Annotated in this window: 11 protein-coding genes; 2 read left to right on the top strand and 9 right to left on the bottom strand. The window is 54.9% G+C overall.

The genetic code is table 11. The annotated features are described in order from the left end of the window. Nucleotides 1-98 precede the first annotated feature (98 nt). The 7 genes from hcp to AC4OVS_RS10290 all read right to left on the bottom strand — a co-directional run bounded on the left by hcp (nucleotide 99) and on the right by AC4OVS_RS10290 (nucleotide 8637). Complete coding sequence (hcp, locus tag AC4OVS_RS10320) at nucleotides 99-590, bottom strand: type VI secretion system effector Hcp (RefSeq protein ID WP_009653685.1); 492 nt, start codon at nucleotides 588-590, stop codon at nucleotides 99-101. Nucleotides 591-595: 5 nt separating this feature from the next. Further along, nucleotides 596-2302 carry an OmpA family protein gene (locus tag AC4OVS_RS10315; protein WP_491922362.1) on the bottom strand — a complete coding sequence of 569 codons (1707 nt, stop codon included), beginning with the start codon at nucleotides 2300-2302 and terminating at the stop codon, nucleotides 596-598. Further along, nucleotides 2299-2988, bottom strand: coding sequence for a type VI secretion system protein TssL, short form (gene tssL / locus AC4OVS_RS10310; RefSeq protein ID WP_023300235.1), 690 nt, complete (start codon nucleotides 2986-2988; stop codon nucleotides 2299-2301). Before tssL ends, AC4OVS_RS10315 begins: the two co-directional genes overlap by 4 nt. Further along, nucleotides 2985-4325: a type VI secretion system baseplate subunit TssK gene (gene tssK, locus AC4OVS_RS10305; RefSeq protein ID WP_022648283.1), complete on the bottom strand. Its 1341-nt coding sequence runs from the start codon at nucleotides 4323-4325 to the stop codon at nucleotides 2985-2987. The genes tssL and tssK overlap by 4 nt, the downstream gene beginning before the upstream one ends. Nucleotides 4326-4340: 15 nt before the next feature. After that, the gene (gene tssC / locus AC4OVS_RS10300; RefSeq protein ID WP_072202206.1) at nucleotides 4341-5882 is read right to left on the bottom strand and encodes a type VI secretion system contractile sheath large subunit; all 1542 of its coding nucleotides are present in this window, start codon (nucleotides 5880-5882) and stop codon (nucleotides 4341-4343) included. 34 nt (nucleotides 5883-5916) lie between these two features. After that, complete coding sequence (gene tssB / locus AC4OVS_RS10295) at nucleotides 5917-6408, bottom strand: type VI secretion system contractile sheath small subunit (protein WP_023300236.1); 492 nt, start codon at nucleotides 6406-6408, stop codon at nucleotides 5917-5919. A gap of 612 nt (nucleotides 6409-7020) precedes the next feature. Then, complete coding sequence (locus AC4OVS_RS10290; RefSeq protein ID WP_491922361.1) at nucleotides 7021-8637, bottom strand: peptide ABC transporter substrate-binding protein; 1617 nt, start codon at nucleotides 8635-8637, stop codon at nucleotides 7021-7023. A gap of 183 nt (nucleotides 8638-8820) precedes the next feature. Between AC4OVS_RS10290 and mpaA the strand changes: the two genes are divergently transcribed. Next, a complete protein-coding gene (gene mpaA / locus AC4OVS_RS10285) occupies nucleotides 8821-9534 on the top strand; it encodes a murein tripeptide amidase MpaA (RefSeq protein ID WP_022648287.1) in 714 nt (237 codons plus the stop codon). On the opposite strand, the gene ycjG is transcribed toward mpaA, so the two are convergent. Continuing rightward, the gene (gene ycjG / locus AC4OVS_RS10280; protein ID WP_491922360.1) at nucleotides 9525-10490 is read right to left on the bottom strand and encodes an L-Ala-D/L-Glu epimerase; all 966 of its coding nucleotides are present in this window, start codon (nucleotides 10488-10490) and stop codon (nucleotides 9525-9527) included. The two genes, mpaA and ycjG, sit on opposite strands and share 10 nt — an antisense overlap. 106 nt (nucleotides 10491-10596) lie before the next feature. Between ycjG and tpx the strand changes: the two genes are divergently transcribed. Then, on the top strand, nucleotides 10597-11103 hold the full coding sequence (gene tpx, locus AC4OVS_RS10275; protein ID WP_003856889.1) for a thiol peroxidase: 507 nt from the start codon (nucleotides 10597-10599) through the stop codon (nucleotides 11101-11103). A 34-nt stretch (nucleotides 11104-11137) separates the two neighbouring features. Here the strand turns inward: tpx and tyrR are convergent, their stop codons facing one another. Beyond that, a complete protein-coding gene (gene tyrR, locus AC4OVS_RS10270; protein ID WP_023300239.1) occupies nucleotides 11138-12679 on the bottom strand; it encodes a transcriptional regulator TyrR in 1542 nt (513 codons plus the stop codon). Nucleotides 12680-12762: the final 83 nt, after the last annotated feature.

The raw sequence follows: 12762 nt of genomic DNA, 5'->3' as shown, positions 1-12762 counted from the left end.
ATCAGGTCGGGCAGGCAGATTGTGTTTTTCTTTGCACAGCGTCCGTGCATACAGACGCTGTGCAAAAAACTGCGGACAGGGCCCTGTCCGCATGCGACTTACGCGGTGGCGCGTTCGTTCCAGGAATCGGAATGAATGATGTTGCCGTCCTTGTAGGTCCAGGTGATTTTTTCGTAGCGCAGTTCAATCTGCTCGAGGTGGTTGTGCTTCTCGAACGCCGGATCTTTGATGTCGTGCATCTTCGGATTCACTTTCACCAGCTTCACGTTCTCAAGCTTCGTGTTGAAGTACTCCACTTCCTGGCCCGCGTCGTTGATTCTGTACCACTTAAATTCCGCAGATTTCAGGGTCTGGCCGGTGGTCACCGCCTTGTACAGGTACGGGCTGGAGGAGTCGATTTCCTTGGTGAACAGGAACGGGGTGTGGATACGGGTACCGGTCAGCTTGCCGGTGTTATTGTCGGTCGGGATGTACAGGTTGTGCTCCTGGGCCACCACCTCGATGCTGCCTTCACGATCCTGAACGTCCACAGACCCTTTGATGTCCGCGCCGCCGTCGTCCTTCAGCCACAGATAGACTGGTATTGCCATGTTAATTACTCCGTTAAGTTGTTATCAGCGCCATCATCCTGCGATGACGCGGGGGTGTTGCCCGGCAGCTGGCAGGCGTTCGCCTGCGGCACCAGACTGATTTCGACACGGCGGTTCAGCGCCCGGCCTTCCGCCGTGTCGTTGGTGGCGACAGGTCGGCTTTCACCGTAACCCTGCACCGCAAAACAGCTCTCCGGCACGTCGCCGGTATCACGCATCCAGTCGCGCACGGACTCCGCACGCTTCAGGGACAGGACCTGGTTGGACTGGTCATCCCCGGTGCTGTCGGTATGGCCTGCGACCACAATCAGCCAGCCGGGTTTCGCCTTGATCCCCACAAGTGAGTTCACCAGCAGCTTTGTTGAGGCGGGTTTCAGCGCCCATTTGCCGGTATCGAACAGCGACATGCTGTCGAGGCGGATGATTTTCGGCGCGACCTTTTCCACAGGCTTTGGTGGAGGAGGTGGTGGCACATATGAGCGGATCGCTTCCAGCACCGGTATTCGCAGACGTTCCCCCCGATAAAGCCCCAGACCCAGCCGGGCCGGTACACCATTGCGTGCATGCTCATCCAGCAGCGCCGCATCCTCGCGCAGCACCTGTACGGCGCTGGCTTTAGGACCGTAATCATCCATGGCGATGCTGTTGTAACGGACAATATCGAAGCTAACGCGTTGCAGCAGCTGGCGGTTGTTCCAGCCACTGCTGAGCAGTGCAGCAATGGTCGCCAACGTGAAGATTCCGAGCGCACCGCGCCAGGTTCGTCCATGCGGTGTCAGGCCTCGTCCTTCTGGCAGTAAAGGAAGGACAAAATTCGGGAACAGGGAAATAACCGTACTGTCCGTTCCCGCCGGCTGCCAGCCAGACACCTGCTGCATCGCAGTATGGCGGGACAACCACGCTGTCCAGACAGAGGTGGCCATGCTTCCGGCCAGGATCGGGCCCAATCCCCACAGAACCGCAACAGGTTCAATGACAGGAATATCGGGGTTTTCATCCATAAGGACAGCGTGGACGTGCTGTTGGAACCAGCTCATCAGGCTGTTCATAAGCACCTGTTGATGCATCGCAGGCGTTCCGCCAGTATTAACCCATTCAGCAACTGAGCCAGGCGCTGAAGTCCCACTCCAGACCTTTACCCCTTCCCCCAGGATCGCCGTCTGCCAGAGCATGTCATTCATCATCGCACTGCCGACCTGTCCATTCAGAACCAGTGGCACAGAATGGCCGGTTGCTTTACGCAACCGACTAATCTGCCAGCGCAGGGCAAGCAAACGACTGGTAAGGCGCTCACTATCAGGGTGCTGCTGCGGACAAACACTGACCATCACTGACAGCTGACGTCCCCAGTCGGGGCGCAACCACAGTACCTGACGGGCGGCCTGCTCCAGTTCCAGATGATCCTCTACACGGATCCAGCAGCCCTGCGTGACAGTAAGTACAGGTGACTGATGCGGCCAGGCAAGCGGCAGATCGCCACAGACAAGTACCACGGGCTGGCAATAATTGGCTTCAGGCAGGTCCTCCAGACACAGGGTGAAATCGTGCTGCACGCGACGGCAGGCGACAGCCCAGAACGCCATGATTAGCCCCAGTACCGCCAGCAGGACGAGAACGGAAACCAGCCGGGATGCTGGCAGAAACCACAGGCAGACCACTGCACTCAGCAGGGCAGCCCAGAGCGCAAGCCCGCGCTGTTGTGCAGTGCTCATTTCACGGCTCCCGGCAGCAGGGTAAGCAGTGTCTGATCCAGCCAGCAATCCAGTCCCCACCATAATGCGGTGACCACCACCACACTCAGGCCAATGCGCATGGGCCATGATGCAAGCCAACCCCCTATCCCCCGTCCGGCATGGCTTTCCGCCAGAACGGGATGGGGTTGTGAATAGCTGAACGGCGCAACATGTTCATTAAGTGCATTCATGAGTTTCTGCCGCTCAGGATCGTTTAGGGAGCGGAAGTTGCCGAGGAATCCGAGCATCATGACCCGCTGGAAGCAGGTCACGACAGCGTGGTCAGGAGCCGGTTCACGCAGCACATCGCGCATCCGATCGCACAGCGTGTCACCGGCGTCCATGGTGCCAAGGAAGTGCCCCTGCAGGGGAATGTCATACCACTGCACGCAGGCATCATCCTCCACACCGCGACTCTTAACCGCCTCATCCAGCAGCGCACATTGTGCGGTGAGAATATGCCGGCAGCTGGCTTCATCAAGTTCGCCCGCTTTCAACTCACGCTGCACACGTTCGACATCAGCAATGCAACGCTCCCACAGCGTGCGCCCTTCTCCATCCTGAAATTTCGGACCGTGACGCAGGCTGATCACCTGCAGCCAGGTATCCTGCAGCAGGGCATCAATATCAATGGCCGCGGCAGCGCCGCGTTTACGCTCACTCATGTTCTCAGCACCGCAAAGAGTTCGAGTTCAGGCTCGCCGAGCATGCCCGGAACGTAAAACATGCAGGTGCCGCCCTGGAGCATTTCAGTGGCCTGAGGATGAGAGACATCAAGACTGAAATACTGATTTTCCAGACGTAACGGAATGGCTGCCGGCACATGGCGCAGCGGGGTCAGCGGCACGCCCACCCGCGATGAATTGACGATACTTCTGACATGATCGGGGCTGCCAACCTTGCACTGGCGCGGGAACTGCTCCTGCAGCTGAGCTACCGGCACCATTGAACGCACGGAGAGGTAGTAATCCGCCCCTTCACGCAGACGCGGATCATGCAGACGGGCCTGCCAGAAGTGCAGCCGGGCATCGTGCTCAAGCTCAATCGCCACCACCCGCGATGGCAGACTGGCTTCCAGAAGGTCCCCCAGTAAATCAAACAGCGGCGGAAATACGTTATTCAGTTGCTCGTGCTGCCAGACCGGGATCGCACTCACCTGGTGCTCCAGCGAGAAGGTCAGCAGGCTGCCCGCCAGGCGGGCCAGCTCCGGATACAGGCGTTCAGGCGGACTTTGCGGATGGCGCTGAAACTGCCCCAGCACGGGCTCAGCGCTGTTGAGGGCATTCAGCAACCAGAACAGCGACACGTCGGCCACGGCAAAGTCTGCCATGCGCTCATTACTTTCCCGTCGCATGGCCATCAGTCGGCTCAGGCGTACACGTAGCTGGATCATCAGCTGTTCGAGCTGGGTTAACAGCCAGCGGCTGCCCTCGATGGCCAGGAGCGGGGGGAGAAACGTCTCATCAGGCTGCCACGCCCCCTGCAGATCCTGCTGCAGGCGGGCAACCGGACAGGTCAGGTAATCGCTGTTGTTCTGATGTGCAAACCGCAGCGTCAGCTCAGGACGCATTACCGCAATCTGGCGGGTATCGTCCCCGAAGGTATTGCGGATATCCTGCCAACGCTGGCGATAGCGAACAGGACGCCCGGCTACCTCATCGGGCTTAAGACAGTTGCCACCATTCGCGCGCAGCAGCGGTAGCGCGAGCATCACTACCACCTCATTTGATTCACTCTCCAGCGCCAGAACCGGTGGCAGATCGTCAGCATTATCCGTGTCGATAAGCGTCCCGTCGGGGAAACGGATGTGCAGATGGCGGGCCTGCAGGCGGCCCAGTTTCAGTGCATCCGGTTCGAAAGTGGCTTCAATCACTCCCCAGGGATGGGAGAGGCCTAACCGGGCGATGCATTCCGCAGACCAGGCCGCATACGCGGCCTGTTGCTGGAAGTGCTGGGGAGAGACCATCTGGCCCCTGCCCCATAACGGTTGTTCCGTTTTCATGCTTCCTGCCTTACGTTACGCTTTCGCTTTCGGCATCTGGCTCACCAGAGAAAGGTTCACATCCATGCCTTCCACCTGGAAGTGCGGCACCGCAAACAGCTTCACGCGGAAGAAGCCCGGGTTGTCTTCGATATCTTCCACCACCACCTTCGCGTCACGCAGCGGATGAGAAGCCTGCAACTCATCGCCCGGATCGGTCATTTCCGTCACCAGACTACGCACCCAGGTATTCAGCTCCAGCTCCAGCAGACGGCGGTCCTTGGTGGTGCCGATGTTCTCGCGCTGGATGAGCTTCAGATAGTGCGCAATACGCGACAGCAGGAAGATGTACGGCAGACGGGCATTGATGCGGCTGTTGGCCGTGGCATCTGCGGTGTCGTACAGCGCCGGTTTCTGCGCGGAGTTCGCCGAGAAGAAGCAGGCATAGTCGCGGTTTTTGTAATACGAGAGCGGAATAAAGCCGAGGTTGGCAAACTCAAACTCGCGGGTCTCCGGGATCATCACCTCAGACGGGATTTTCACCTGGTTGCCGGTACCCAAATCGTACAGATGAATAGGCAGATCTTTCACCGCCCCGCCCGCCTGCGGGCCACGGATCTGCACGCACCAGCCGTTATTGATGAAGCTCTTCACCATGTTTGACGCGAAGGAGAACGACGCGCTGGTCCACAGGTATTTCTCGTGATCCGGGCCTTTCACCTGCTCAACGTAGTTAAAGCTGCGCACCGGTACGGTGTCCGGGCCATACGGCAGACGCCCCAGCACGCGCGGCATCACGAGGCCGATGTAGCGGGCGTCGTCAGTATCGCGGAAGGATTTCCACTTGATGTATTCAGCGCGGTCGAAGTAGTTGCCGATATCCTTAATCGCAGCAACCTCTTCCATAGAGTCTTTCAGGAAGAATTTCGGCCCGACAGAGCCAATAAACGGCATATGTGCGGCGGCAGACACTTTCGAGATGTTGCGCAGCAGCGCCACATCCTGCGGACTGGCGTCAAATTCATAGGATGAAATCACTGAGCCAATCGGCTCGCCGCCCGGGGTGTCGTATTCGGCGGTATAGGTGTGCCAGTAGAGGCCGCTCTGGATCAGTTCCGGTGCATCCTCAAAATCCTGGCGCAGGTCGTCCTTGGAGACGTCCAGAATCTCGGTTTTCACATTCTGGCGGTAGTCGGTGTTGTCCACCAGCTGCTTCAGGCCGCGCCAGAGGGATTCCACTTTCTGGAACGCCTGGTGATGCATTACGGCATCCAGCTGACGGCTAATCTGGAAATCCAGTTCGGCGATATGGTGGTCAATCAGCGTTTTGTCGAGCTTCTCCACGGGCTGACCGGATTTGCGGATGCAGTCCATAAACACCTGCATCGCCGCCGTCAGGCGTTCACCCGCCGGCGCGTCAGAAAGCGCGGCATCATCCAGAAACGCATTGATATCACCCAGGCTCGAGGCCGGAGTCAGGTTGATTTTTTCAAACAGGGAGGCGTAAACGCCCTCTTTTTCCAGTACGATGGTCTGCCCCTGCGCGGAGGCGGTTTCACTATTCACAGACATCAGCATATTCCCGGTTAATCCATTAAATTACACATGCCGCTTATTTCGGGGCCAGTGCACTCATTTCGTCGCGTAATTCCTGAGACAGCGCTGGGTCTTTAAGAATTTTCTCGAGTTCTTTTCTGAAAGTGGCGTTATCAAGAAGATTGGATTTGAGGTCGCGTAATAAATTACGCATGGCCAGCATGGCGCGGAGCTGGGGGATCTGGCGGGCAACCTGTTCAGGTTCGAAATCCTTAATATCGGAGAAATTCAGTTTTATACTTTCCTCCGAACCATCGACAGCCATGGTGTTAGGCACCGTCAGATTAACCTCCGGGTTAAATTCCGAAAGTACGCTATTAAAGTTATTTTTGTTGACGTTGATTTTCTTCCTTTCGGACAATGGACGATTCTCTTTTCCATTACTGAAATCACCGACAGTGAGAAGTTTAAGCGGCAGTTCGACTTTCTTCTGCGCGCCGCCTGTATGCAGCGCCAGTTTTAAATTTATGCGTGCCTTGGGCACCTCATTCTGAAATGAATCGGCCATAGCAGTCCCTTTCTTTGCAAGAAATACGAGTTAAGTGAGTGACGGGTCTTTACAAAACCATATTAGAGCAAAAGCCCATTCATGATCAACTTTTCAGATCAAAGATCTGTATATGGATTTTTCTTAAGAATTTTCCACTAATCAGTAGTATTTATAAATTCCAGATATAAGTGGCACGCAGAAAGTATTAACCATTTATTCACAATAGATTAGCAGGAACGTCTGCCTTGATAGAGAATATTGAATTCATTGCCACCTGTCGTTGAATAATTGATTTATATCAATGCTGATTTAAGCATCAGCTGCAAAATCGCAGAGACATATCATCTTATTCAATAAACCTCCTGAATATGGAAAAATCCTAAATCGGACAAAAGTCAGGTTTTAAATAGCAGGAATTAAGCTATTACATGGAGGATGTATAAATGCTTGCACGCTTTTCAATAAACTGGAAAAGAGATGTCGTTCGAAGCATTCATCAAAAGAATAAATGATTTTTTATGAAAGGAATTTTGATAATAACTAGCCTGTAGGTACCATGAACCGTGAGTTCAGGCGCTTAAGCGATGTACGGCTATTTGCCAAAACCACTTAAGCGCCTTTCCTGTTTTTTTAATGCTTTTCAATATACATTGTACGACTGTACGCAACATCCTCTGGGTTATTTATCGGATACCCTTTAACCCAGGGCTTAATGAGGCGGCCATTGGTGTATTGATAAATAGGGGCTATCGGCGCTTTCTCGGCGAGGATCTTCTCGGCCATGTTGTAGTCTGCATTACGCGCTTTTTCAGTGGTTTCGAGCGTCGCCTGATGAATAATCTTATCGTAAGCAGGGTCGTTGAACCGTGAGATGTTGCCGGTGTGAGAGGACGTCAGCAGCGACAGGAATGTCGACGGCTCATTATAATCCCCTACCCACGACGCACGGATCACGTCGAAATTCCCGGTATTGCGGCTGTCGATGTAGGTCTTCCATTCCTGATTCTGCAACTTAACGTCAACACCCAGATTTTTCTTCCACATAGATGCGACGGCAATGGCGATTTTCTGGTGGTTTTCAGACGTGTTGTACAGCAGCGTTAATTTCAGCGGGCGCTGGGGACCATAGCCTGCCGCCTGTAATAACGTTTTCGCCTGAGCATTTAGCTCCTGCTGCGACATCTGCTCAAATGGCGAGATTTCCGGTGTAAAACCGGCAGTGACATCGGGAGTGAAATGCCAGGCCGGTTTCTCACCGGTTCCCAGGACTTTTTCAGCCATAATACGTCTGTCGATAGTCATGCTGAGCGCCAGACGTACGCGGGCATCCGCAGTTGGGCCTTTTTGTGTGTTAAACGCGTAGTAATAGGTCCCAAGCTGTGGCGGTGTATAAACCTGTCCCGGAATATCTTTAAGCAGCTTCTGGTACATGTTTTTCGGAAACGATTCTGTAATATCGATATCGCCCGCCAGGTAGCGTTTGGTCGCTGAGGACTCCTGGTCGATTGGCACAAAGGTGACTTTTTTAAGCACCGTGTTGGCGTTATCCCAGTAGTGAGTATTCGGCTCAACCACCAGTTTTTCATTCACCACGCGATCTTTCAGCACATACGCACCGTTGCCGATGAGCGCGCCAGGGCGCGTCCATTCTTTACCGCTTTCCACGTTTGCCTTTTGAACAGGATAGAACGCAAAGCTAGCCGTGAGGTTGCTGAACCATGGCAGCGGTTTATCCAGCTGCACGCGCAGCGTTTTAGCATCGACTGCCGTCACGCCGAGCTTTTCCGGTGCAGCTTTACCATCGATAATGGCCTGCGCATTATTAATACCCGCCAGCGCTGCAAACCAGGCGAAAGGTGACGTAGTTTTAGGATCAACCAGACGACGCCAGCTGTAGACAAAATCTTGTGCCGTCACAGGGGTACCGTCAGACCACTTCGCGTTATCCCGCAACGTAAACGTCCAGACACGGTTATCGTTGCTCTGCCAGCGCGTCGCCACGCCGGGAACCAGCTCCCCTTTTTCGTTCTGATTCACCAGCCCTTCATAAAGGTCGCGGATCACCTGTATCTCGGGTAAACCCACCGCTTTTGCCGGATCGAGCGAGGCGGGTTCATCTTTAATGTGTCGAACCAGCTCCTGCTTTTGCGCCAGCACCGTTCCCCTGGGAACCTCCGCGGCATATGAAAGTGAAGAAAACCCGCACAGCCACAGCGCAGTACAAAGAAGCGAAACAGGATGCTTCATACGATCCCCTTAATGATGTCAGGTAACAGGCAGATGCGTAATTATTTGTTTCGAAACGGAGAAATGCAAATGCTTCCTCAGGAAAGTTGATGTCAGGCAATTTTACACACAGACGGAAACTATTTGATTAAGCGCGGGTTTTGCACAACACTGCCAGAAGCGACTTCATCATCAGGGTTTATTATGGCAACCACCCGACCAAGAACGGAACGCGGCGCCTTCCCGCCCGGGACTGAACATTATGGCCGCTCATTTTTAGGCGCTCCACTGATCTGGTTTCCGGCTCCCGAGCCCGATCGCACTAGCGGCTTAATCATTGCGGGCACACATGGCGATGAAAACTCGTCCATCGTGACGCTTTCGTGCGCGCTACGTACGCTGGCCCCCGATTTACGACGACATCATGTGATTTTGACCGTCAACCCGGACGGATGCCAGCTTGGATTACGGGCGAATGCACGAGGCGTTGACCTTAACAGGAACTTTCCGGCAGCAAACTGGCGTGCCGGTGAAACGGTGTATCGCTGGAACAGTTCGGCGCAGGAACGAGATGTGGTCCTGCTTACGGGAGAAAAACCGGGTTCCGAGCCCGAAACCCAGGCGCTGTGTCAGCTTATTCATAAGATCCACCCGGCCTGGGTTGTCTCTTTCCACGATCCCCTCGCCTGTATTGAAGATCCTCGTCATACAGCGCTCGGGCAGTGGCTGGCGGATGCGTTTGCTCTACCTCTGGTAACCAGCGTCGGGTATGAAACGCCCGGGTCGTTTGGCAGCTGGTGCGCGGACCTCAGTCTTCACTGTATCACCGCAGAGTTTCCGCCTATTTCCTCGGATGAAGCGAGTGAAAAATACCTCAGAGCGATGACAGATCTTCTGCGCTGGCAGCCTCAAAGATGAAGTACGCCGGAGGTAAAACTCAGGGCGGGTGAAACGTCAACCGCCAGCCAGGTTGGGCCATCCAGATCGGCAAAACGCACGCTGTTCACCAGCGGGAGTGCAGCACCGATCGCTCTGGACGTGCACAACATACAGCCCAGCATCAGGGAAAAGCCTTGCGCCTGGGCATCTTGTGCCAGTGCCAGGGCCTCGGTTAACCCACCCGTTTTATCCAGCTTGATGTTCACCATCTCGTAGCGGCCCTTGAGGGCTGACAGGTTCTCACGGGTATGACAGCTTTCGTCTGCACAGACGGGAAGCGGATGAATAAAATTCGCCAGCGCGGCATCGTCTTCTGCCGGGAGAGGCTGCTCCAGCATGGCAACGCCCAGATCGGCAAGCAGCTGACAACGGGCTGCCAGCCCTTCGCTGTGCCATGATTCGTTCGCATCGACGATAAGGGTGGCATCAGGTACCGCCGCACGAATGGCGACCATGCGTTCGCTAATCAGACGATCGTCGAGCTTCACCTTTAATAAGGTTGCACCGGTGGCATACAACGCCCGAGCGCTGGCGGCCATTTGCTCTGGTTCACCAATGACCACCGTTTGCGCGGTGACGATCGATTGCGGCAGCGTAACGTCCAGCAGCGCAGGTAGCGGTTTTTGTTGTTTCGCCGCTTCCAGACTCCAGAGTGCGCAGTCAATCGCGTTACGTGCCGCGCCGGCCGGCAACCTCTGCTGAAGAGCCTCGCGCGTCAGGCCCGCCTGCAACTCGGGCACCACCGTCATAATTTGCGCCATGACTGACGCCAGGCTTTCTCCGTAGCGAGGATAAGGGGTACATTCCCCGACGCCTTTTACGCCGTCCTCTTCACATTCAACCACGACCACGCAGGCCTCATTACGGCTGCCGCGCGAGATCACAAACGGGGTGTGCAATGGCCAGGCTTCTTCATAGACCTTAACGCTTCTCATCACTGACTCCTTGCAGGCCGGAAAGGCAGAAAATTGGTTTGCCGTGCTAACTGCGGATGACATACACTAGCCACGACGTTAACTATTTGTAAACAGGAAGATATCTATGTCACAACTCGTTCATTTCCAGGGCAACCCGGTTGCTGTTGCAGGTTCCATCCCACAGTCTGGCAGCAAAGCACAGCCTTTTACTCTGGTGGCTAAAGATCTGTCTGACGTCACGCTGAGCCAGTTTGCTGGCAAACGTAAAGTCCTGAACATTTTCCCAAGCATCGATACTGGCGTTTGTGCTGCATCAGTGCGTAAATTCAACCAGCTGGCGACCGAAATGGACAACACCGTAGTGCTGTGCATTTCTGCTGACCTGCCGTTTGCCCAGTCCCGTTTCTGCGGCGCTGAAGGCCTGAGCAACGTCATCACCCTTTCCACTCTGCGCAGCCCGGATTTCCTGGAAAAATACGGTGTTGCCATTTCCGAAGGCGCGCTGAAAGGTCTGGCTGCTCGTGCAGTGCTGGTGATCGATGAAAACGACAACGTTGTTTTCAGTGAGCTGGTTAACGAAATCACTACCGAACCGGATTACACCGCTGCACTTGAGGCACTTAAAGCCTAAACGTAAAAAAGCCTCTGCAAAGAGGCTTTTTTATTTATTCGTCACCCTTCTTCTGATTTAACCCATACTCGCGCAGCTTATTCGCAATCGCGGTATGTGACACCCCAAGACGTTTAGCCAGCTTGCGCGTGCTCGGATAGCTGCGATAAAGCTGCGTTAACACCGAACGCTCGAAACGGCTGGTGATGTCATCCAGCGAGCCTTCCATTGCCTCTTCGCCTACCGAGACCGTCCCGGCATCGTAATCCGGCAACAGAATATCCTGAGGACGCAGTTCATACCCTTCAAGCTGAGTTAATGCGCGATAGACCGCATTTTTTAGCTGACGAATATTGCCCGGCCAGCCGTAACGCGTCAGCACGGTACCCAGGTCGGCAGAGAGCTTCGGACGCGGCACGCCCTGCTCGTCGGCAAAACGGGCGACGAAGAGTTCCGTCAACGGCATGATGTCCTGCGGGCAATCGCGCAGCGGCGGAATATTAAGCGTCAGAACGTTGAGACGATAGTAGAGATCTTCGCGGAATACCCCTTTCTGCACCAGCTCCACCAGGTTTTTCTGGGTGGCGCAGATGACGCGTACATCCACGTGCACTTCATGATCTTCCCCCACGCGGCGGAACGTGCCGTCATTGAGAAAACGCAGCAGTTTCGCCTGCATGCGTGGCGACATTTCACCAATCTCGTCCAGCAACACCGAGCCGCCATTCGCCTGTTCAAAGAAGCCTTTTTTGCCTTCCGGCGCATGCCCGAACAGTTCACTTTCCACCGCATCTTCAGGAATAGACGCGCAGTTCAGCGCCAGATACGGTTTTGCCGCACGCGGGCTGGCCATATGCACAGCATGCGCCAGCAGATCTTTCCCCGTACCGGTATCCCCGGTAATCAGCAGCGGTGCCGTAAGATTTGCCAGCTTACGCGCCTGGTCGAGCACGTGACGCATCTTCGGGCTCACCGCAATAATCTGGCTGAATGCGCCGACGTCCTGGCTGGAAAGGTTCTGTAACTGGCGTCCCATGCGCACCGTGGAGCGCAGCATGATTACCGCGCCGGTGAGCACCCGCGCGGCATTTTCCCCTTTCAGGTAGACCGGCGTGATCTCCATCAGGAAATTCTGTCCATTGATGACGACGTGCTCGCTATGGGTATTTTGCGGGTTGCTGTCCAGCCAGCGCTGGAAATTAAAACCTGGGATCAATTGCGTGGCGTGATGACCGATAAGCTTTTCCTGAGTCTGCGCAAACAGCTGGCAACTGGCCTGGTTAACGCGCTCGACTTTGTTTTTCAGATCGAGAGAGAGAAACGGCTCCGGCATTGCTTCCAGCAGTGCGCTCAGCGCAAGGTGTTCCCGCTCGGATGGCATCCAGGGGATGGTGCGTACATCCGTAACGCCAGCGATACGGCGGATTTCGGCCATCAGGCTACTGAAGGTATTAAATTCAATTTCGGCAAAATTGAGGTAAATTCGCCCGACAGGGTCGATCTCTATGCCACGTAAATCAATGCTACGTAAAACAAGAAGATCGAGTAACTCGCGGGTCAGACCGAGACGGTCCTCACAAAAGACTTCCAGACGCATGGGAAATTCACCGTTTAAGCCAATAACAGTAAAATGATATGTCAGATCACGGTATTCGGGAAGGTGGCTGTCAACAAATATTG

This window comes from Enterobacter sp. 4974935 (assembly GCF_058661735.1).
The sequence above is the reverse complement of the archived record's forward strand: the minus strand, read 5'-3'. Positions and strand labels throughout refer to the sequence as shown.

What these genes read in the sequence shown, in the direction of transcription:
- tssC (WP_072202206.1), bottom strand. Translation starts at nt 5,882, where the DNA reads ATGCTGATGTCTGTGAATAGTGAAACCGCCTCCGCGCAGGGGCAGACC.
- tssB (WP_023300236.1), bottom strand. Translation starts at nt 6,408, where the DNA reads ATGGCCGATTCATTTCAGAATGAGGTGCCCAAGGCACGCATAAATTTA.
- mpaA (WP_022648287.1), top strand. Translation starts at nt 8,821, where the DNA reads ATGGCAACCACCCGACCAAGAACGGAACGCGGCGCCTTCCCGCCCGGG.
- AC4OVS_RS10315 (WP_491922362.1), bottom strand. Translation starts at nt 2,302, where the DNA reads ATGAGCACTGCACAACAGCGCGGGCTTGCGCTCTGGGCTGCCCTGCTG.
- tpx (WP_003856889.1), top strand. Translation starts at nt 10,597, where the DNA reads ATGTCACAACTCGTTCATTTCCAGGGCAACCCGGTTGCTGTTGCAGGT.
- tssL (WP_023300235.1), bottom strand. Translation starts at nt 2,988, where the DNA reads ATGAGTGAGCGTAAACGCGGCGCTGCCGCGGCCATTGATATTGATGCC.
- tssK (WP_022648283.1), bottom strand. Translation starts at nt 4,325, where the DNA reads ATGAAAACGGAACAACCGTTATGGGGCAGGGGCCAGATGGTCTCTCCC.
- hcp (WP_009653685.1), bottom strand. Translation starts at nt 590, where the DNA reads ATGGCAATACCAGTCTATCTGTGGCTGAAGGACGACGGCGGCGCGGAC.
- tyrR (WP_023300239.1), bottom strand. Translation starts at nt 12,679, where the DNA reads ATGCGTCTGGAAGTCTTTTGTGAGGACCGTCTCGGTCTGACCCGCGAG.
- AC4OVS_RS10290 (WP_491922361.1), bottom strand. Translation starts at nt 8,637, where the DNA reads ATGAAGCATCCTGTTTCGCTTCTTTGTACTGCGCTGTGGCTGTGCGGG.
- ycjG (WP_491922360.1), bottom strand. Translation starts at nt 10,490, where the DNA reads ATGAGAAGCGTTAAGGTCTATGAAGAAGCCTGGCCATTGCACACCCCG.